This is a genomic window from Marinovum sp. J2-8 (assembly GCF_055808435.1).
The window spans coordinates 828714-848702 of record NZ_JBVVRZ010000001.1; the positions used below are offsets into that span (position 1 = coordinate 828714).

Annotated in this window: 25 protein-coding genes and 2 pseudogenes; 19 read left to right on the plus strand and 8 right to left on the minus strand. The window is 59.0% G+C overall.

Going from position 1 to position 19989, the window contains the following annotated elements; genetic code table 11:
- Window positions 1-64: 64 nt before the first annotated feature.
- Entirely contained in the window at window positions 65-2566 is a 2502-nt protein-coding gene (locus AC0L4F_RS04120; RefSeq protein ID WP_244685663.1) for a GcvT family protein, read from the plus strand.
- Window positions 2567-2641: 75 nt separating this feature from the next.
- On the opposite strand, the gene AC0L4F_RS04125 is transcribed toward AC0L4F_RS04120, so the two are convergent.
- The 3 genes from AC0L4F_RS04125 to ubiA form a co-directional block, all read right to left on the minus strand.
- Window positions 2642-2974 carry a hypothetical protein gene (locus AC0L4F_RS04125; protein ID WP_244685665.1) on the minus strand — a complete coding sequence of 111 codons (333 nt, stop codon included), beginning with the start codon at window positions 2972-2974 and terminating at the stop codon, window positions 2642-2644.
- Window positions 2961-4868: an OmpA family protein gene (locus tag AC0L4F_RS04130; protein WP_244685667.1), complete on the minus strand. Its 1908-nt coding sequence runs from the start codon at window positions 4866-4868 to the stop codon at window positions 2961-2963. Before AC0L4F_RS04130 ends, AC0L4F_RS04125 begins: the two co-directional genes overlap by 14 nt.
- 61 nt (window positions 4869-4929) lie before the next feature.
- Window positions 4930-5895, minus strand: a complete 966-nt coding sequence (ubiA, locus tag AC0L4F_RS04135; protein ID WP_244685669.1) for a 4-hydroxybenzoate octaprenyltransferase — start codon at window positions 5893-5895, stop codon at window positions 4930-4932.
- 12 nt (window positions 5896-5907) lie between these two features.
- On the opposite strand from ubiA, the gene AC0L4F_RS04140 reads away from it, so the two are divergent.
- Genes AC0L4F_RS04140 through AC0L4F_RS04150 form a run of 3 tightly spaced genes read left to right on the plus strand, consistent with a single transcriptional unit; the run spans window position 5908 to window position 8587 of the window.
- Window positions 5908-6639: a 16S rRNA (uracil(1498)-N(3))-methyltransferase gene (locus AC0L4F_RS04140; protein ID WP_244685671.1), complete on the plus strand. Its 732-nt coding sequence runs from the start codon at window positions 5908-5910 to the stop codon at window positions 6637-6639.
- Window positions 6636-7157 (plus strand): hypothetical protein, encoded by a 522-nt coding sequence (locus tag AC0L4F_RS04145; RefSeq protein ID WP_244685673.1) that lies wholly within the window; start codon window positions 6636-6638, stop codon window positions 7155-7157. Before AC0L4F_RS04140 ends, AC0L4F_RS04145 begins: the two co-directional genes overlap by 4 nt.
- Before the next feature lie 59 nt (window positions 7158-7216).
- On the plus strand, window positions 7217-8587 hold the full coding sequence (locus tag AC0L4F_RS04150) for a glutamate--cysteine ligase (protein ID WP_244685675.1): 1371 nt from the start codon (window positions 7217-7219) through the stop codon (window positions 8585-8587).
- 34 nt (window positions 8588-8621) lie between these two features.
- Here the strand turns inward: AC0L4F_RS04150 and AC0L4F_RS04155 are convergent, their stop codons facing one another.
- The 5 genes and pseudogenes from AC0L4F_RS04155 to AC0L4F_RS04175 form a co-directional block, all read right to left on the minus strand.
- Window positions 8622-9662 (minus strand): threonine aldolase family protein, encoded by a 1041-nt coding sequence (locus tag AC0L4F_RS04155; RefSeq protein WP_244685677.1) that lies wholly within the window; start codon window positions 9660-9662, stop codon window positions 8622-8624.
- Window positions 9662-10132 carry a YcgN family cysteine cluster protein gene (locus AC0L4F_RS04160; protein ID WP_244685679.1) on the minus strand — a complete coding sequence of 157 codons (471 nt, stop codon included), beginning with the start codon at window positions 10130-10132 and terminating at the stop codon, window positions 9662-9664. The genes AC0L4F_RS04155 and AC0L4F_RS04160 overlap by 1 nt, the downstream gene beginning before the upstream one ends.
- Window positions 10129-11055: a bifunctional riboflavin kinase/FAD synthetase gene (locus AC0L4F_RS04165; RefSeq protein ID WP_244685681.1), complete on the minus strand. Its 927-nt coding sequence runs from the start codon at window positions 11053-11055 to the stop codon at window positions 10129-10131. Before AC0L4F_RS04165 ends, AC0L4F_RS04160 begins: the two co-directional genes overlap by 4 nt.
- Before the next feature lie 144 nt (window positions 11056-11199).
- Complete coding sequence (locus tag AC0L4F_RS04170; protein ID WP_244685683.1) at window positions 11200-11382, minus strand: hypothetical protein; 183 nt, start codon at window positions 11380-11382, stop codon at window positions 11200-11202.
- A gap of 73 nt (window positions 11383-11455) precedes the next feature.
- Window positions 11456-12075: pseudogene (locus tag AC0L4F_RS04175) on the minus strand (TIGR02466 family protein).
- A gap of 178 nt (window positions 12076-12253) precedes the next feature.
- On the opposite strand from AC0L4F_RS04175, the pseudogene rpmC reads away from it, so the two are divergent.
- The 15 genes and pseudogenes from rpmC to secY all read left to right on the plus strand — a co-directional run bounded on the left by rpmC (window position 12254) and on the right by secY (window position 19986).
- Window positions 12254-12455: pseudogene (gene rpmC / locus AC0L4F_RS04180) on the plus strand (50S ribosomal protein L29).
- Window positions 12456-12466: 11 nt separating this feature from the next.
- Entirely contained in the window at window positions 12467-12697 is a 231-nt protein-coding gene (rpsQ, locus tag AC0L4F_RS04185) for a 30S ribosomal protein S17 (RefSeq protein ID WP_244685685.1), read from the plus strand.
- 77 nt (window positions 12698-12774) lie between these two features.
- On the plus strand, window positions 12775-13143 hold the full coding sequence (gene rplN, locus AC0L4F_RS04190; protein WP_042456818.1) for a 50S ribosomal protein L14: 369 nt from the start codon (window positions 12775-12777) through the stop codon (window positions 13141-13143).
- A gap of 1 nt (window position 13144) precedes the next feature.
- On the plus strand, window positions 13145-13456 hold the full coding sequence (gene rplX / locus AC0L4F_RS04195) for a 50S ribosomal protein L24 (protein WP_244685687.1): 312 nt from the start codon (window positions 13145-13147) through the stop codon (window positions 13454-13456).
- Window positions 13449-14012 carry a 50S ribosomal protein L5 gene (gene rplE / locus AC0L4F_RS04200; protein ID WP_244685689.1) on the plus strand — a complete coding sequence of 188 codons (564 nt, stop codon included), beginning with the start codon at window positions 13449-13451 and terminating at the stop codon, window positions 14010-14012. Before rplX ends, rplE begins: the two co-directional genes overlap by 8 nt.
- Window positions 14013-14033: 21 nt before the next feature.
- Window positions 14034-14339 carry a 30S ribosomal protein S14 gene (rpsN, locus tag AC0L4F_RS04205; RefSeq protein WP_244685692.1) on the plus strand — a complete coding sequence of 102 codons (306 nt, stop codon included), beginning with the start codon at window positions 14034-14036 and terminating at the stop codon, window positions 14337-14339.
- 14 nt (window positions 14340-14353) lie between these two features.
- Window positions 14354-14746, plus strand: coding sequence for a 30S ribosomal protein S8 (gene rpsH, locus AC0L4F_RS04210; protein WP_244685694.1), 393 nt, complete (start codon window positions 14354-14356; stop codon window positions 14744-14746).
- A 13-nt stretch (window positions 14747-14759) separates the two neighbouring features.
- Window positions 14760-15293 (plus strand): 50S ribosomal protein L6, encoded by a 534-nt coding sequence (gene rplF, locus AC0L4F_RS04215; RefSeq protein ID WP_244685696.1) that lies wholly within the window; start codon window positions 14760-14762, stop codon window positions 15291-15293.
- 11 nt (window positions 15294-15304) lie between these two features.
- Window positions 15305-15664: a 50S ribosomal protein L18 gene (gene rplR / locus AC0L4F_RS04220; protein WP_244685698.1), complete on the plus strand. Its 360-nt coding sequence runs from the start codon at window positions 15305-15307 to the stop codon at window positions 15662-15664.
- Between the two features lie 117 nt (window positions 15665-15781).
- Window positions 15782-16360, plus strand: a complete 579-nt coding sequence (gene rpsE / locus AC0L4F_RS04225) for a 30S ribosomal protein S5 (protein ID WP_244685700.1) — start codon at window positions 15782-15784, stop codon at window positions 16358-16360.
- A 5-nt stretch (window positions 16361-16365) separates the two neighbouring features.
- On the plus strand, window positions 16366-16554 hold the full coding sequence (rpmD, locus tag AC0L4F_RS04230) for a 50S ribosomal protein L30 (RefSeq protein WP_244685702.1): 189 nt from the start codon (window positions 16366-16368) through the stop codon (window positions 16552-16554).
- 356 nt (window positions 16555-16910) lie between these two features.
- Window positions 16911-17129, plus strand: a complete 219-nt coding sequence (locus AC0L4F_RS04235) for a DUF1127 domain-containing protein (protein ID WP_244685704.1) — start codon at window positions 16911-16913, stop codon at window positions 17127-17129.
- 150 nt (window positions 17130-17279) lie between these two features.
- On the plus strand, window positions 17280-17498 hold the full coding sequence (locus AC0L4F_RS04240; RefSeq protein WP_244685706.1) for a DUF1127 domain-containing protein: 219 nt from the start codon (window positions 17280-17282) through the stop codon (window positions 17496-17498).
- Window positions 17499-18045: 547 nt separating this feature from the next.
- Entirely contained in the window at window positions 18046-18516 is a 471-nt protein-coding gene (gene rplO, locus AC0L4F_RS04245; protein WP_244685708.1) for a 50S ribosomal protein L15, read from the plus strand.
- 108 nt (window positions 18517-18624) lie between these two features.
- On the plus strand, window positions 18625-19986 hold the full coding sequence (secY, locus tag AC0L4F_RS04250) for a preprotein translocase subunit SecY (RefSeq protein WP_244685711.1): 1362 nt from the start codon (window positions 18625-18627) through the stop codon (window positions 19984-19986).
- Window positions 19987-19989: the final 3 nt, after the last annotated feature.

Sequence of the window (19989 nt, forward strand, 5' to 3'; positions counted from 1 at the left end):
GGTTTCGCCTGCTGCGTTTCATCGCGGTATTCACAAAGGGACGTCCCATTGGAGTGCTCCCGTGATGAAATCTCATGTCAAAGCGATTGTTGTTGGTGGCGGTGCGGTTGGCACCTCGGTCGCCTATCATTTGGCGCGGGCCGGATGGTCGGATGTGGTTTTGCTGGAACGCGACGAGCTGACCTCTGGGTCAACATGGCATGCCGCCGGTCTGCTGCCGCTGTTCAATATGTCCTATGCCACCAGCCATATTCACGACTATTCGGTGAAATTCTATAAAACGCTGGAAGAAGAAACCGGATTGAATGCCGGGTTTTCCGTCGTTGGCAATCTGCGCATGGCCCAGAGCCGGGCGCGGATGGATGAATATATGCTATATGCCGCGACCGCGGAATTGGTTGAAATCCCATATGAATGGCTAAGTGCCGGTCAAATTCGCGACCGGTGGCCGTTGGTGCGGACCGAGGATCTGGAAGGCGCGATTTTCCACCCGACCGATGGCTATATCAACCCGGCTGATGTCACCATGGCCATGGCCAAGGGCGCCAGACAACGCGGTGTCACCATCGAACGCAGATGGCAGGTCGATGGCTATGAATGGACCGGGGCAGAGTGGCGGGTCACGCTGACGAAGATGGTGGAAAAGGGGGGCAATCTGGTGCCCTCGGATGAAACCACCGTGATCACGGCCGAACATGTTGTCACCGCCACCGGCAACCACGCGCAGCGCACCGCGCAACTGCTGGGGATCAAGATCCCGGCCATTCCGGTGGAGCATCAGTTCATCGTGACAGAGCCGGATCCAGCCCTGGTGGACTATCGCAAGACCCAAGCCGAGCATCCGGTGCTGCGCGATGCAGATGCCAAATGGTATGTGCGCGAGGAAAGGGGCGGCTGGATTCTTGGTCCCTATGAACGCGGCGCGCCTGCGCGGTTTGAATATGGTGTGCCCGACAGTTTCCGTGCCGACTTGTTCCCGCTCGATCTGGAGCGGATCGAAGAGGAATACATGAGCATGATCCACCGGATTCCGTCGTCGGAAACGGTGGGGCTGAAGGACGATTTCAACGGGCCAATCTGCTATACCCCGGATGGCAATCCGCTGGTCGGGCCTGCGCCGGGCTTGCGCAACATGTGGCTGGCAGAGGGCTTCAGCTTTGGCATCACGGCGGCGGGTGGCACGGGCTATTACCTTGCCCAGATGATGGTGGAAGGTGAGGCCGAGATCGACATGGCGTCGCTTGACCCCAAACGCTATGGCCGCTGGATGACCACCGAATATGCGGCCCGCAAGAACGAGGAATGCTACGAACACGTCTATGTCCTGCATCACCCCGATGAGGAACGCGAGGCCTGTCGTCCGCTGCGCACCGCGCCGTGTTATGACCGGATGAAGGCACGCGGCGCACAGTTCGGCTGTGTGAACGGATTTGAGAGGCCGAATTATTTCGGCCCGCTGGATGCGCCGGACAATTTCGACCACGATTCGCGATCCTTTCGCCGGGGCGCATGGTGGCAATATGCAAAACAAGAGGCGCAAGCCGTGCGCGAGGGTGTTGGCCTGATTGATGCCAGCGCCTTTACCAAACACTGGGTTTCGGGGCCCGGCGCGACGGAATTCCTCGACCACTTTACCACCAACAAACTGCCAAAGGTGGGCCGGATCAACCTGACCTATGCGCTGACCGGCGCGGGCACGACACATACTGAATATACCATCGTGCGCCGTAAAGAGAACGGATTTTACCTCGTTTCTGCCGGGGCCTGGACCGCCTATGACGCGGATTATCTACACAAATCTGCCGAAGATTTCATGGCCCGCACAGGCAAGATGGTGCTGGTGCAGGATGTCACCACGCAATGGGGCGTCTTTGCGGTCGCGGGACCAAAATCGCGGGCACTGTTGGCGGATGTGCTCAAGGATGCAGACCCGGCCACGGCCTTGTCGAACAAGAGGTTCCCCTGGCTTTCGGCGCGGGAGGTTGAACTGGGGATGTGTCCGACCGTGGCGATCCGCGTTGCTTATACCGGTGAATTGGGCTGGGAATTGCACCATCCGATCGAAATGCAGAACTACCTCTTCGATCTTTTGGAGGCGGCAGGCGACAAACACGGGTTGAAATTGGTCGGGGCCCGCGCGCAGAACTGGCTGCGGCAAGAAAAAAGCTATCGCGCCTTTGGCAATGAACTGGGCCGCGACGCCACGCCGCTTGAGGCTGATTTGCCGCGCTTTGTCGATCTGGGCAAGGAATTCCGCGGCAAGGAAAAGATGCAGGCGCTGGGCGTCAGATCGAAATGTGTGACCCTGTTGATCGACGGGCCAGAGGATGCAGACCCCTGGGGGCGCGAGGCGCTCTACCTGAATGGCGAAAAGATCGGGCGGCTGACCTCGGGCGGTTATTCAGTGGCCTTTGGCAAAAGCATCGGCATGGGATACGTGCGGCCCGATCTGGCAGTAGAGGGCCAGCACCTGAAGCTGCGGATGTTCGATGCGCTTTGGGATGCGGTTGTGACCTGTGACAGCCCCTATGACCCGAAAAACGAAACCATTCGCAAAGACGGATAATGTGCCAATTGGCCGGGCCATCCAATGGCCCGGTCCTGATACATCACAATCGCAGGTCAGGATTGGCTGGCGGCCTTAGGTCACGTTTTGCTGAACCCGCTCGACATAGGCGCGCAGTTCCTCGGCCTCTTGGCGGGCGTCGCGCAGGCCTTCCATGGCGGCGTTAAGCTCGGCTTCGGTTTGGGCCAACTGGTTGGTCAATTCCGCTTCGCGCTGTTGGAGATAGGTGATCGCCTGATCGCGGGTTTCCTCGGCTTCATGCAGCTCCTGGCTCATCCGCTCCAACTCGCCAACATCAGATTTTGAGACGGCGGTGAACCGATGCATCAGCCAATTTGCAAACCATCCAAGGCAGAAGGCTACAAAGAGGATGATCGCGGTTGCGATTACAAACTCAGTTCTGTTCATCCTCTGCGCCCTCCGTGGCTGAAGCGTCGCCTTCTTCCACGGAATTCTCTTCGCTTTCAAGGGGCGTTTCGGATTCTTCGCTGCCTTCTGCTTCGAACAGGCGGAATTCGATGCGCCGATTGGCCTCGCGGCCTTCTTCGGTTTGGTTGTCAGCGATGGGCTGTTCTTCGCCATATCCCGTCGCGCGGAACCCCGATGTGAGCACACGGCGATCGCGCAGGCCGGACAGGATGGCATCCGCCCTGTCCTGGCTCAGCTGTTGGTTCATGCTTTCGCGGCCCTGGCTGTCGGTATGGCCCGCCACTTCCAGATTGATTGGTCCACACCCTTTCAGCACTTCGGCAATGTCATCCATGATGTCCTTGCCGGTGATGTCCAGGGTGTTTGATCCCGGTTCAAAATTCAGCTTGCGGTCGCCCAGGACAACGCCGATCCGGCGCAGGCATTCCTCTGGTGTCGGCAGCGCGGCTTCGGGGTCAAGCGCCTCTACATAGGTGACGTTCAGGGTGTATTCCGCCCCTTCGCCCAGCTTTTCGGCCAGCAGGCTGGCGATGGCGGCGCTGGCCTCTTTGTCGCCGGTATTGCCGTTGACCCGCAGATCGTCGGGGGTCATCGTCACGCCACCATGGGCCAGATGGGCCAGCGCCTCGATCCCGGCCAGCACCCGCACAGGCCAGCCTTTGGGCAGGGTCTCGTCAACGCGTGCGGTCATGCGCACCACGTCGCTGCCGAACGCGGCCTTGGCATAGCTTTCGGCGGTCAACCGGGCGATTTCGCTGGTGACGCGGCCGCGGATCTGGACCTGACCCTCTGGTGACAGGGTGATGGTGAATTCCGGCGGGCCATCTGTGTTGACCTCTGGCGTTTCCGGCAGCACCGCAGTCAACGCAAAGACCGGCGGCAGGGTGTTTTCCAACAATCCCACCGTCTGATCGAACAGGGCCTGATCGGTGCCTTCGGTGGCAATCAGGGAAATATCCGCATCCGAAAGCGTGACCGTGCCGCCGCCCAGCGTGTTCAACGCGGCCATCGACATTTCCGCCGCTTCGGCCCAGCGCGCGCTTGGCACGCCCAAACCGATGGTGCAGGCCGCGTCGCGCGTCAGCCCGTGGCCGGCGGCGGCGGCACGAATGCGATTGCGCGCTTCTTCGGTGTCGGCGGAACAGGCGTCAAACCGGCCTTCGCCGCCCTCCATGACATAGCGCAGGGTAAAGGGCGTGATCACCGGGCGCGGTGCGGAAATCGCCAGTTCAATGGCAACGTTTTCCGGTTTGACCCGGCGCAGGGCGGTTTCCGTGCGTTGCTTTTCCTCGGCGCTGTCGGTCATCGCCGTGACCTCGACCTTTGTGGCCTCGACCGAGATCTTGGAGCGTGGCAGGCGCGTCAAGGCCTCCAGCGCAAACCCCATCGCCTTGTCCCAGCCTTCGGGCGTCTGATGATCCGCAGTTTCCATCAGATCAGCGACATTCTGTTGACCAACCAGCTTGGCCAGTTTGGCGACCATGTCGTTGTGGCGTGCACCCTGGGGCACCAGGCCGATCAGCGAGATGCCGGAATTATTGCGCAGAATTTCGATCGAGAATCGCGGTGGCGCCAGATCCTGGGTGTCGACCACATCCATCTGGTCAATCAACCGCGCGGCATCCACAACCTGACCGGCGTTGGACAGGGCCCGAAAACGGTCGGCTTCGTTCGGGGCGGTGCCAATCACGAAAACCTGAAGCCCGGTGGTGTCAACCGAGGCCCAGGTCAATCCGGCCTGCTGAAGCTGTTCATCCACGGCCCGGCGCGATGCGTCTTCTACCAGTGTGACGGAAAATCCTGCGGCCACGACAGCTGTGACGCCGGCTAAGGCAAAGATTGAGGCTGGCAGAATATAGGTCGAAAGACGCATTCGGGTGTCCCGGATATTGTTCAATCTGGCCTGAGATACGCCGGGTGCCCGACAACTTCAATCACAGGACCATCGCACCGGCGAAAAACAGCACAGGCAGCAGACCGGCATTGCGGTTCGAGCGGAACAACATCAACAGCCGGTCCATATTGTCGACGTCCAGCATCCGCATTTGCCACACCATGTGCCAGCCTAGCGCCCAAGGCCCGGCCAGCGCCACTACAAGTGTCAGGATCTCGCCCGAGGGGGCAGCCAGCAACACCGCCAGCCCCATCAGCGTGACCGTTGCGACCAGAAACCGCCGCAGCCAGATCGGTGTGGCCTCACCAAACAGACGCGCCGTCGATTTCACCCCGATCAACGCGTCATCTTCCTTGTCCTGAAGGGCGTAAATCGTGTCGTAAAACAACGTCCAGGCGATCCCGGCGAGGTAGAGGACCAGCGCGGGCAGTTCCAGCCGCCCGGAATGCGCGGTCCAGGCCAAAAGCGCACCCCAGTTGAATGCAAGGCCGAGGAAAACCTGCGGCCACCAGGTGAACCGCTTGGCAAAAGGATACACAGCCACCGGCAAAAGCGACAGGATTCCAAGGAGGATAGCGGCAACATTGAATGTGAGCAAAATGGCAAAGGCGATGAGCGCCTGCGCCGCCATCCAGGCCACGGCCTGACGGACACTGACCTGACCCGACGGAATCGGCCGCGATGCCGTGCGGGCGACAGAGCCGTCAATATGGCGGTCCGTGATGTCGTTCCAGGTGCAGCCCGCGCCGCGCATCAGGAATGCACCGAACCCACAACCGATAAATATCCACAGATCTTGCGGCGAGGCTTGTCCATCTCGAACCATTGCAAGGAGTAATCCCCACCAACAGGGCGCAAGCAGCAGCCAAGTGCCAATCGGGCGGTCTGCGCGGCTGAGCCGCAGATAGGGGCGTGTCGGGGCGGGGGCCAGGCGATCTACCCAATTGCCCTGCACTGCATCCGAAACCTGACCATCGGCCTCTGGTAACGGGCGTTGCTCTGACATATCTGTATTCCCATGAGTGGCACGATCAGACTGTATGTAGAACATGCATTGGGGCAGGGGCAAACCATTCCTCTGACCCGCGAACAGGCGCATTACCTTTTTGGGGTGATGCGATTGACGGCGGGTGCGCAACTGTTGTTGTTCAATGGCCAGGACGGTGAATGGCGGGCCGAAGTGGTGCAGGCGGGCAAACGCGGTGGCATCCTGATCTGTCAGGCGCAGACAAAGGAACAGGGTCTGCCGCCGGATCTTTGGCTGTTGTTTGCGCCAGTGAAAAAAGCCCGCACGGATTTCATTGTCGAAAAGGCGGTGGAAATGGGAGTGCGCCGGATTGTTCCGGTGCAGAGCGAGTTCACCAATTCTGACCGTATCCGCGCCGACAAACAGCGTGCCCATGCGATTGAAGCGGCCGAGCAATGTGGCGCGACATTTGTCCCTGATGTGGCGGATATTCAGAAACTTTCCACCATTTTCGACAATTGGCCCGCTGAGCGAAAGCTGATGTTCTGCGATGAGACCCGTGTCGGCGGCTCTTTGGTCCTGGCGGACCTCATCGCCGCGGGCCCCGGACCCTGGGCGATTTTGATTGGACCGGAAGGCGGGTTTTCCGCGTCGGAACATGCGCGATTGCGTGCTTTGGATTTTGCCCATCCGGTGGCGCTGGGCCCGCGTATCCTGCGGGCGGAAACCGCGGCGGTGGCGGCGCTGACCCTGTGGCAGATGGCGCTGGGGGATTGGCGATGAGTTTCATCAGAACAGAGGCCAAAGCCGTGATCTGGCGCTGGCGCGAGGTGATTGGCGGTCTCGGACTGGCGGCGCTGGGCGCATGGTGGTTGTTCGGCGTTCAGGGCTGGATGATCAATGGCGTCGGTTTGGGGCTGTTGGGTCTCTCCGGGGCTCTGATCTTTCTCGGGTATCAACGCGCGCGATTCCGTGCGGACAGCGACGGCCCCGGGGTTGTGCAGGTCGTCGAAGGGCGGGTCGCCTATTTCGGCCCGCTGACCGGCGGCGCGGTGGATCTGGCTGAAATCGCCCGGATCAGCCTCGACCGGCGTCTGTTTCCGGCCCATTGGATCTTGGTGCAGCCCGGCAACGATCCATTGCATATCCCGGTGTCGGCCAAGGGCGGCGAGGCGTTGTTTGATGCCTTTGCCACATTGCCGGGGTTGCGCACCGAATACATGTTGCGCGAATTGGGTCGCGACACATCCAACGAAACCGTGATCTGGAAACGGTACGAAACCACAGTTGCCCTGCATTGACTTGCGGCGCATTTCCGCCCATCCCTTAGCCCTCAACAACACCAGATTGGAGCACCCCCATGTCCATCCCTCAATCCGGCGGTGGCCCGATCGAACGGCGGGAACAACTTGCCGAGTATTTGGCATCCGGTTGTAAACCAAAGGAAAACTGGCGTATCGGCACCGAGCATGAAAAGTTCGGCTATTGCAAAGATACGCTGCAACCGCTGCCCTATGAAGGGGTGCGGTCGATCGAAGCGGTGCTGAACGGGCTGCGGGACCGGCATGGCTGGGCCCCGGTGACCGAGGGCGGCAAGCTGATCGGGCTGGAAAAAGACGGTGCCAACGTCAGCCTGGAACCCGGCGGCGCGCTGGAACTCAGCGGCGCACCGATGGAGACCATTCACCAGACCTGTGACGAGGTGAACCAGCACCTGCGTGAAGTCAAAGACATTGCAGATGAAATTGGCGTCCGCTTCATTGGGCTGGGCGCGGCACCGGAATGGAACCATGATCAGATGCCGCTGATGCCCAAGGGGCGGTACAAGCTGATGGATGCCTATATGGGCAAGGTCGGCACCATGGGCCGGTCGATGATGCGGCGGACCTGCACCGTGCAGGTGAACCTTGATTTCGGGTCCGAGGCCGACATGGTGCAAAAGATGCGGGTGGCGATTGCCCTGCAACCTGTGGCCACCGCGCTGTTTGCCAATTCGCCGTTTTTCGAGGGCAAGAAGAACGGTCACAAATCCTGGCGCTCGCGGATCTGGCGGGATCTGGATGATGCGCGCACCGGCATGGTGCCCTTTGTGTTCGAAGAAGGTTTCGGGTTCGAGCGCTGGGTGGAATATGCGCTCGATGTGCCGATGTATTTTGTCTATCGCGATGGCAAATATATTGATGCGCTGGGCATGTCGTTCCGCGATTTTCTAAAGGGCGAACTGCCGGCCCTGCCCGGTGAAGTGGCCACAATGAGCGATTGGGCCGATCACCTGACAACGCTGTTTCCCGAGGCGCGGGTCAAGAAATATATTGAAATGCGCGGTGCCGACGGCGGCCCCTGGCGGCGGCTTTGTGCCCTGCCTGCGTTCTGGGTCGGGCTGACCTATGATCAGGGCGCGCTGGATGCGGCTTATGATCTGGTCAAGGATTGGGATGCAGAAACCCGCGAGGAATTGCGGGTCGCGGCATCGGTCGACGGTTTGCAGGCCAAGGTGGCCGGTGTGAACATGCATGATCTCGCACGCGAAGTTGTTGCCATTTCCGAGGCCGGATTGACGGCGCGGGCGCGGCCGGGGTCCGGCGGATTGGTGCCGGATGAAACCCATTTCCTTAACGCGCTGCGCGAAAGCCTCGACAGTGGCAAAGTGCCGGCCGATGAATTGTTGGATCAATATGACGGTGAATGGCAGGGCGATCTGACGCGAATTGATGCGGCGCATTCGTATTGAGGGTGTCGGAACGGTGCGTGGTCAACACGCACCGTTATCTGGGCAGCAGATCCAGAAATTGATCAATCTGCTCTGACGTCAACGACCAATCACAGACCAGACGGCAGGACAGTGTTTCCTGCGCCGGACCCTCCGGCGAACCAAACAGCGAATATTGCGCGCCGGATGCCTGAAGATGGCGGTGCAGGTCACGGGGCAAGGCGCAGAAAATCATGTTGGCCTGCGGTTCATAGGCAAATTCCACCGCGCCGCAGCTGCGCAGGCCCGCCGCCAATCTGGCGCAATTCGCGTTCGCCTGCCTTGCCATATCCAGCCAGAGATCATCTTCGGTATAGGCCAGGATCTGGGCGGCAAGGAACCGATGTTTGGACGCCAGATGCGCCCCGCGCTTGCGGCGCAATTCGAATTCCCGCGCGCGGGCCGGGTCAAAGATCACAACGGCCTCGACCCCCAGCAGGCCGTTTTTGGTGCCGCCAAAGCTGACGACATCAATACCGGCCTTCCAACTCATGTCCGCAGGTGTGCATCCCAGCGCCGCAACCGCATTGGCGAATCTTGCGCCGTCCAGATGCACGGCGCTGCCAAATCCATGGGCAATGTCGGACAGGGTATGCAGATCCTGCAATTCATAAAGCGTGCCCCATTCGGTGACCTGGGTCAGCGTGACCGGGCCACATTGCGCCATGTGAATATCGCCGCTGTTGTGGCGGGTCATGGCCTCGGTCAGGGCGGCGGGTTGCATGCGGTCCTCGGTCCCGACCAAAGACAGTTTCGCCCCGCCGGAATAAAACTCTGGCGCATTGCATTCGTCGACCTGCACATGCGCGGCGGCGGTACAGAATATGGTGTCCCAGGGCCGGGCAAGGCAGGCCAAGGCCAGCGCATTGGCGGCGGTGCCGGTGGCCACAAGATAGACCGCGGCATCGGGCGCTTCGAACAGGCTGCGCAGGGCGTCAGCGGCCCGGTCGGACAGATCGTCATTGCCATAGGGCGCAACGTGGCCCTGATTGGCCTGCGCCAATGCCGCCATCACGCGCGGATGGGCCGGGCCGGAATTGTCGGAGGCAAAGAACATCAGAGCGGTTCCTCGATGATGTGATCTTCCCAATCGTCTTCGTCGATTTCGAATTCCGGCACCGTGCGGCCCCGCATCGACACGCCGGCATCATGAACGCTGTCGGCGGTGCCGGTGTTCAGCGGGTGCCACTCCGGCAGGGATTTGCCCTGCCACAACAGGCGATAGGCGCAGGTGCGGGGCATCCAATAGGCGTGGGTGTCGATATTGTCCGGCGTCATCACGATGCATTCGGGCACAAATTGGTGGCGGATCTCATATTGCGAACAGCGGCATGTGCCATCGTCAAACAGACGGCAGGCGACATTGGTCAACTCGACTTCGCCGGTGTCCTCGTCCTCAAGCTTGTTCAGGCAACATTTGCCACAGCCGTCGCACAGCGCCTCCCATTCCTGGGGGGTCATCTTTTTCAGCGGTTTCTTTTCCCAGAAACGCGGGCTCAGGCCGCTGCGGTTGATTGGATCGCTCATAGGGCTGTCAGGATGTCACGGGCGCGGGCGCAATCATCCTCCATCTGGGCAATAAAGGCCTCAAGGCTGTCAAATGTCGCTTCGGGGCGCAGATAGGCCACCAGACCAATCGACAGATGCGCGCCATAAAGGTCGCCGGAAAAGTCGAACAAAAAGGTTTCGAGGTTGGGCATCTGACCGTTGAATTGTGGCCGAACCCCAAGCGAGGCCGCGCCGTGATAGCTGCCTTTGTGGGGGCCGTCCTTGACGTCCACCAGGACCGCGTAAACACCAAACGCCGGAAGATGCAGCCCGGCCAACCCCATATTCGCCGTCGGAAATCCCAAGGTGCGGCCGCGTTGTTCGCCCCCGACGACCGGCCCGGCAATGCGATGCCAATGGCCCAGCATTTCGGCGGCGGCCTCTGGCTTGCCCTCGGCCAATGCCTGACGAATGGCGGTCGACGAGATCTGATCCGTGCCTTCCTGCAACAGCGGGGCGATGGTGACATCAAACCCCATCTGTTCGCCAAATCGGACCAGATCAGCGGCATTGCCTGCGCGGCCCTTGCCGAAACAGAAATCGGCACCCACCACCACATGGGTCAAACCCAGACCGTCGCGGATCACGCGGGCGCAGAATTCTTCCGGCGACAGACCGGCCAAAGCATGGTTGAAATTCAACTCATAAAGCTTTTCCACACCCAGCTTTTCCAACCGGCCCACCCGTGCTTCGGGTGACATCAAGCGGAAGGGCGGGGCATCGGGGGCAAAGAATTCGCGTGGATGCGGTTCAAACGTCAAAATCCCCAGCGGTGCGTCGGCACGCCGCGCCAGATCAATGACGGACAGGTGCCCGCGATGGACACCGTCGAAATTGCCGATGGCGACGCTGGTGCCGCGATCCTGTGGCTCGATGAATTGAAAGTCTCGTATGATGCGCATGGCGAAGGCCTAGCCGCGCGGCCCCGCGCTGGCAAGAGGTCCAATTGCAAAGTTGCGCATTCCCCCAAGACCGTCCCCCATAGCTGCCCGCCAAAGCCGTCTGGCGTCCGGCGGGGCAGGGGGCAACAGGTCAGTGGGCGGCGGTCACTTCTGACGCGGGCCGCGCATGCGGTGGATCGTGTCGCGCACACGCCCCCAATCGGCGGCCTCGGCCTCATTGCCTGCGGCCTCGCATTCGCGCATCTTGGCGGAGACTTCGATAATTGCACTGTCGCCGTGGGCGGCAATCAGTCGGCTGGCATAGTCACTGGTCTGGATGGCGTCCATTGGTGTTTCCTCGCGTTGGGTTCGGACTCACTCGGGGCGCTCTGGATAGCATATTTTGCCAAAATTTTGAAGGTCAGCTCCAGCCGTAGTTAAAACTGACACTGATCCGGTTGTCTTCCGAGGCGTTCATCGGCACCTCGTGGCGCAGGAAGCTTTCCCATAACAGGACATCGCCGACTTTGGGGGCCTCATATATAAAGGTGCGCAGATCTTCGCGCGCGTCCTTGCGGCGTGCCGGGGCGGCCATCATCCGTTCCGATCGCGGATCTTCCAATTTCAACGCCGAGGCCCCGTCGGGCATCGCAACATAGGTGGTGCCACTGATCACCGAATGCGGGTGAATATGTGATGAATGAAATCCGCCCTCTGGCAGGATGTTGATCCAGATATCTTCAAGCTTCAGCGCCCGCCCGTCGAGATCAAATTCAAGATCCTCGGCAAAGGCCGCGACATGGGCATCCAGCGATTTCACCAGATCCGCAAAGATCGGAAACCGCCAGGGCAGGTCGGTCAGCGAGGCATAAGAAGTGTAGCCGGGATAATCGTTATCCTCACACCAATCCTGGCGGCCTCGTCATCTTCGGCAATCACAAGGCAGGAGTTCTCCAACTCTGCGGCGTCAAGGATCGGGCTATGCTCCGACAGCGGAGCACGGTAAAGGCGGGTCACAAAGAGGGAACGGATATTGGCCATGGGGCTGGTTTAAACCCGCGTTGGATAATGGGCAATCACGAGTATTCCCGGTGGAACGGGAAAACACCTTGCCAAGATGTGGTTTCACGCCTATACGGCCCCTTCATCCAAGCACTCCAGCGGACAAAGGGTGACCCCTCGCGGGGCCCTCCGTTGATGTTGAAGAAGGAAAAAGGCGATGAAAGCCAACGAATTGCGTGAAAAGACGCCGGATCAGCTTCGTGAAGATCTGGCCAATCTGAAAAAAGAAATCGTTCAACCTGCGCTTCCAGCAAGCGACCGGGTCGATGGAAAACACAGCCCGCATGCGCACCGTTAAGCGTGACGTGGCGCGTGTGAAGACCATTTTGAACCAAAAAGCCGCAGCAGCAGCTGAATAAGGAGCCAGAAAATGCCCAAACGTATCCTTTCTGGCACCGTGACCAGCGATGCCAACGCCCAAACCGTAACCGTGTCGGTAGAACGCCGTTTCAAGCACCCGGTTCTGCGGAAAACCATTCGTAAGTCCAAAAAATATCGGGCGCACGATGAAAAGAACGCCTTCAAGGTCGGCGACACAGTTCGAATCATCGAATGTGCCCCGAAGTCGAAGACGAAACGCTGGGAGGTTCTGGAGGCGTAAGCGCCCCCAGGCCTTTTGGTTTGATCGAAACCCTGGGGAACAGGCAATAAAGCCCCCCAAAGGTCAGGAGAAACCCCATGATCCAGATGCAGACCAATCTGGATGTCGCTGACAACTCCGGCGCTCGCCGGGTGCAGTGCATCAAGGTTCTGGGTGGTTCCAAGCGTAAATACGCTTCTGTTGGCGACATCATTGTCGTCTCGGTAAAGGAAGCCATCCCGCGTGGTCGCGTAAAGAAAGGTGACGTCCGCAAGGCCGTCGTCGTGCGCACCGCCAAAGAAGTCCGTCGTGAAGACGGCACAGCGATCCGCTTTGATCGCAACGCAGCTGTTATCCTGAATAACAACAACGAACCCGTCGGCACCCGTATCTTCGGGCCGGTTGTTCGTGAACTGCGCGCCAAAAGCTTCATGAAAATCATCTCGCTCGCCCCGGAGGTGCTGTAAGATGGCTGCCAAGTTGAAAAAGGGCGACAAGGTCGTCGTGCTGGCCGGCAAGGATAAAGGCAAAGAGGGTTCGATTTCCTCGGTCAATCCCGCCGCAGGCAAAGCAATTGTGGAAGGCGTCAATGTCGCCATCCGCCACCAGAAACAATCCCAGACAAGCCAGGGCGGTCGTACCCCCCAGGCAATGCCGATCGACCTGTCGAACCTGGCGCTTCTGGATGCCAATGGCAAAGCAACCCGCGTCGGTTTCCGCATGGAAGGTGACAAGAAGGTTCGTTTTGCCAAGACCACGGGGGACGTGATTGATGCTTGATGCTGCAACTTATACCCCGCGTCTGCGTTCGCTTTATGACGACACCATCCGTGGTGCTCTGAAAGAAGAATTCTCGTACAAGAACGAGATGCAGATCCCGCGTCTGGACAAGATTGTTCTGAACATTGGCTGCGGTCGCGCCGCCGTGAAAGACAGCAAGAAAGCCAAATCGGCCCAGGCCGATCTGACAGCAATTGCCGGTCAACACGCGGTTGTCACCATCGCCAAGAACTCGATCGCGGGTTTCCGCGTTCGCGAAGGCATGCCAATGGGCGCCAAGGCGACCCTGCGCGGCGCGCGCATGTATGACTTCCTCGACCGTTTGATCACTGTCGCTATGCCCCGTATCCGCGACTTCCGCGGCATTTCGGGCAAGTCGTTTGATGGCCGTGGCAACTATGCCCTGGGTATCAAGGAACATATCGTGTTCCCCGAGATCGACTTCGACAAGGTGGACGAGGCCTGGGGCCTGGACATCGTGATCGCCACCACCGCGGCAACTGATGCGGAAGCCAAGGCGCTGTTGAAAGCATTCAACATGCCCTTCAATTCGTGACGCGGGCGAGAGGATAAAGACATGGCTAAGAAAGCAATGATCGAACGTGAGAAGAAGCGCCAGAAGCTGGTGGCACAATACGCCACCAAACGCGCCGAACTCAAAGAAATCGCAAACGACGAATCCAAGCCGATGGAAGAGCGCTTCAAAGCGCGTCTGAAACTGGCGAAATTGCCGCGCAACTCGTCGGCAACCCGTTTGCACAACCGCTGCCAGCTGACCGGTCGTCCGCACGCGTACTACCGCAAGCTGCGCATCAGCCGTATCGCGCTGCGTGAACTGGGCTCCAAAGGCCTGCTTCCCGGCGTCGTGAAATCGAGCTGGTAAGGGAGGGTATATAGATGAACGATCCTATCGGCGATATGCTCACTCGTATCCGCAACGCCCAGATGCGCGGCAAGTCGACTGTGTCGACCCCGGCGTCGAAGCTGCGGGCCTGGGTGCTCGATGTGCTTGCGGATGAAGGTTACATTCGTGGCTACGAGAAAACCACTGACGAACGCGGTCACCCCGCGATCGAAATCAGCCTGAAGTACTTTGACGGAACCCCCGTCATCCGCGAATTGCAGCGGGTGTCGAAACCGGGCCGTCGCGTGTACATGGGTGTGGACGAAATCCCCACGGTCCGTCAGGGCCTTGGTGTTTCCATCGTCTCCACTTCGAAGGGTGTCATGTCGGATGCAAATGCACGCACTGCCAATATTGGCGGCGAAGTGCTTTGCACCGTATTCTAAGGAGGTTTGAGATATGTCTCGTATCGGCAAACAGCCTGTCGCTCTTCCTGATGGCGTAACGGCATCCATGTCGGGTCAGACCATTGAGGTCAAAGGCCCAAAAGGCACCAAAAGCTTTACCGCAACCGACGACGTGACGCTGACCATCGCAGATGGCACCGTCAAGGTCGAACCGCGCGGCAAGTCCAAACGTGCCCGTCAACAATGGGGCATGAGCCGCACCGTTGTGGCGAACCTGGTGCATGGTGTGTCCAACACGTTCAAGAAAGAACTTGAAATCCAAGGTGTTGGTTATCGTGCACAGCTGCAGGGCAAGGTTCTGAAACTGAACCTTGGTCTGTCCCACGACGTTGATTTCCAAATTCCGGAAGGTATCACCGTGACTGTTCCGAAGCCGACTGAAATCGTGATCGAAGGTCACGACATTCAAGAAGTCGGCCAGGTCGCGGCGAACATTCGCGCATGGCGCAAGCCCGAGCCCTATAAAGGCAAAGGCATCCGCTACAAAGGCGAATATATCTTCCAGAAGGAAGGCAAGAAGAAGTAAGGACGAAGGCAATGGCAAACAGCAAAAGACAACTGTTCCTCAAACGCCGTCTGCGCGTCCGGAACAAACTCCGCAAGATGAACCGTGGGCGCGTGCGTCTGTCGGTACATCGCTCGAACAAGAACATCTCGGTCCAGCTGATCGACGACGTGCAGGGCAAGACACTTGCCTCCGCGTCCTCGCTCGAAAAGGATCTGGGCGTTCTGGGCAAGAACAACGCGGAAGCCGCGTCGAAAGTGGGCACTGTTATCGCAGAGCGCGCCAAGGCAGCCGGTGTCGAAGAATGTTACTTCGACCGTGGTGGTTTCCTGTTTCACGGTGGCATCAAGGCTCTGGCCGATGCTGCGCGTGAAGGTGGCCTGAAGTTCTAAGATGTGGGGGCGCGTCACTCGCGCCCCTCGATGATCGGGGGCCTCGGAGAGATCCGGGGCCACTGCGATTGAAAAGACCCGGCGCGATTGCCGCGCCAGACATAAAGGATTTGCCACATGGCAGAACGTGAAAACAGAGGCCGGGGCCGTCGCGATCGCGATGAGACACCGGAATTCGCAGACCGTCTGGTCGCGATCAACCGGGTTTCCAAAACCGTAAAAGGTGGTAAGCGCTTCGGCTTTGCCGCTCTTGTGGTTGTTGGTGACCAAAAAGGCCGCGTTGGTTTCGGCAAAGGTAAAGCGAAAGAGGTCCCTGAGGCCATTCGCAAAGCCACCGAACAAGCCAAGCGCCAGATGATCCGCGTGCCGCTGCGCGAAGGTCGCACGCTGCACCACGACATCGAAGGTCGTCATGGCGCCGGCAAGGTTGTCATGCGGACCGCCCCCCAGGGTACTGGTATCATCGCCGGTGGTCCGATGCGGGCCGTGTTCGAAATGTTGGGTGTTCAGGACGTGGTCGCAAAATCGACCGGTTCGCAGAACCCCTATAACATGATCCGTGCCACGCTGAACGCGCTGACCCGCGAATCGAGCCCCCGTATGGTGGCCCAGCGTCGCGGCAAAAAAGTGGCCGACATCCTGCCCAAGCGTGAAGACGCCCCGGCAGAATCGACTCAAGTCGCTGAGGAGGCCTGAAGCACATGGCAAAAACCATCGTCGTGAAACAGATCGGTTCGCCGATCCGTCGCCCGGAAATCCAGCGCAAGACGCTGATCGGCCTGGGCCTGAACAAGATGCACAAAACCCGCGAGCTTGAGGATACCCCCTCGATCCGCGGCATGGTCAGCAAGATCTCGCATCTGGTCGAAATCATCGAAGAACGCGGCTAAGCCTTTTTACAAGGTTGCACCGGTGAAAATACAACGCCCTCCGAGATTTCGGGGGGCGTTTTCGCGTTTATGGACTGCATTCTGTCCGAAGTGACGTAGCGGCATGTTGTAGTTTGGGCGTGTTGTCAGGGAGCCTGACCCGACGAAAACATCCTTGGTTGTTTGAAATTTATAGTATTTTCAGTACCTTATCGCCAATTTGCACGTTCCTATGCTGCATTGCAGAAAATGCATGGCGGGTTGTCTGTAACGTGCGTTGTTAGCGCTGCCGTCTCGGCCTATCTGTTTGGCACGGAGGACGTGAAACCAAACAAACATCAGGGAATAGGCCCTGAACCTTCGAAAGGACGCACAACATGGCACATGCACTGTCAAACACTTCCATCGGCTTCGGCCCGAATTCCAGCGTTTCCAAGCTGGTTACAGCATTCAAAACTGCGCGCGCCCGTCGGGCGATCTTTGCGCAGACATACTCAGAGCTGGCAAGTCTGAATGACCGCGAACTGGCCGACATCGGCGTAGCACGCAGCAACATTCGCGCAATTGCCAAGAAGCACGCAGAAAGCGCGCTCTGAGCTAAACCTCGGGGAAGGGCGGGGCTGTAGAGCGGAGCACGAGCATCCGGCGCAGCGGCCAGTAAGGGCCAGCCCACTCCCACGAACATCATTGATGCGCCACGCGCGCGGCCGGTCCATCGGGAACGGCACATCCAAAGGAACACGAAAATGGCATTTATCCAAAACACAGCAACAACAAACGACGGCTTTGGCTTTGCATCCAAGGTTTATGACTTCTTCGCAGGCATCCAAACCGCCGCCCGCAAGCAGAAGGTCTATGCTGACACTTATGCAGAACTGTCGTCGCTGACCAATCGCGAGCTGGCCGACATCGGCATCGGCCGCAGCGACATCAAGGCAATCGCCCTGGACCAGGCAGGTCTGTAAGCGACTGCCGCGGTGATCGTTGAACGGGCTGACATCAGTCCGAACACACATAGAGCATTTCAGAACGCGCCGGAAACGGCGCGTTTTTTGCATTTTTGCGACCGGGTTGATTGCGCCCTGGACGGCGTTTGCAAACTGCCAGTGCTTTCAGCAAGGTGATTGCATTTTGTGCAGATCGGGTATGTCAAACTGTCGTTAGTGGTTGGTGCTGGCTGGGTATACGACAGCCACAGACACTCACTCTTGGAATGAAAACAATGACATTTCTGAAATCGATCGCCGCCCGTGTTGCCCGTGCCCTGCGTGCAGAGCCGGTACCTTGCTGGACTGACTATCTGCGTCAAACCGGCGGCAAAGCCTGATATCTTGCTGACCAAGCCGATGCTTGGGTTTGCATAAATGCGACGATAGCGCGGCACCACTTGCGTGGCGCCGCTTGCGCCGTTATACGCGCCCGGTGACCCAATGAGGTCACAACTCATGTAAACAAAAAACGCCGTGGTCTGCCAAATTCGCTTCGGGGCAGCATCCGGCAAGGAGAAGCGATATGAAACTGAATGAACTTCACGACAATCCCGGTGCAACAAAACGCCGCAAGCGTGTTGGCCGTGGTCCGGGTTCCGGAATGGGCAAAACTGCCGGTCGTGGTATCAAAGGTCAGAAATCCCGTTCGGGTGTGGCGATCAAGGGCTACGAGGGCGGCCAGATGCCGCTGTACCAACGTCTGCCAAAGCGTGGCTTCAACAAGCCGAACCGCAAGGCATACGCTGTTATCAACCTTGGCCTGATCCAGAAATTTGTTGATGCAGGCAAGCTTGACGCCGCATCGATCACCGAAGACAGCCTGGTCGCTTCGGGCGCGCTGCGCCGCAAATTGGACGGCGTGCGCGTGCTGGCCAAAGGTGAATTGACCACCAAAGCGACCATTTCGGTCACCGGTGCCTCGAAGGCCGCAATTGATGCGGTTGCAAAGGCTGGCGGCTCTTTGACGGTCACAGCTGCAGCAGCAGCCGAATAAGCGGGTTGTGGGGGGCGCGTTCGCCCCTTACATAGCTTACAGTTTTCCAAACGCCGCCCGCCGGAAAACGGTCAGGGCGGCGTTTTCATAGAGCGAGACACTAAAGCCATGGTATCAGCAGTAGAGCAGATGGCGGCCAACACCAGCTGGGCGGCGCTTGGCAAGGCGACCGACCTGCGTAACCGCATCCTCTTCACCCTCGGTCTTCTGATCGTCTATCGTCTTGGCACCTTTATTCCGGTGCCCGGAATTGATGGTGCGGCGCTGCGCGAGTTCATGGAACAGGCGGGCCAGGGGATCGGCGGCATGGTGTCGATGTTCACCGGCGGCGCTTTGGGCCGGATGGGGATCTTTGCTCTGGGAATCATGCCCTATATCTCGGCCTCGATCATTGTACAGCTGCTGACCTCGATGGTGCCTGCGCTGGAACAATTGAAAAAAGAGGGCGAGCAGGGCCGCAAGAAAATCAACCAATGGACCCGCTACGGCACCGTGTTCCTCGCGACATTTCAGGCCTATGGCCTTGCGGTTTCGCTTGAGGCCGGGGATCTGGTCACCGATCCGGGTTGGTATTTCCGCGCCGCGACAGTGATCACCTTGGTCGGTGGCACCATGTTCCTTATGTGGATTGGTGAGCAGATCACGGCACGTGGTCTTGGCAACGGCATCTCGTTGATCATCTTTGTTGGTATCATCGCCGAAGTTCCGGCCGCATTGGCGCAATTCTTTGCCTCTGGCCGCAGCGGGGCCATCAGCCCGGCGGTGATTGTCGGGGTCATGGTGATGGTGATCGTGGTGATCATGTTCGTGGTCTTTATGGAGCGCGCGCTGCGCAAGATCACGATCCAGTATCCGCGCCGTCAGCAGGGCATGAAAATTTCCGAAGCCCAGCAGAGCCACCTGCCGGTCAAGGTGAACCCGGCAGGCGTGATCCCGGCGATCTTTGCCTCGTCGCTGTTGTTGCTGCCGACCACAATCGCCACATTCAGCGGCAATCAGACCAGCCCGATCATGTCGACGATCCTGGCCTATTTCGGCCCTGGCCAGCCGCTCTATCTGGCGTTCTTTGCCTTCATGATCGTGTTCTTTGCCTATTTCTATACCTTCAACGTCTCGTTCAAACCCGATGACGTGGCGGACAACCTGAAGAATCAGAACGGATTTGTGCCCGGCATTCGCCCCGGTCCGAAAACGGCGGAATACCTGGAATATGTCGTCAATCGCGTGCTTGTGCTTGGATCGGCCTATCTGGCGGCGGTCTGTCTTTTGCCTGAAATTCTGCGCGGTCAGTTTGCGATCCCGTTCTATTTCGGCGGCACCTCGGTACTGATTGTGGTGTCGGTCACCATGGACACGATCCAGCAGGCGCAAAGCCATCTTCTGGCCCATCAATACGAAGGTCTGATTCAGAAGTCGCAGCTGCGTGGTAAAAGCAAGTCGCGCAAGAAGCGCAGCCCTGTCCGGAGATAACAC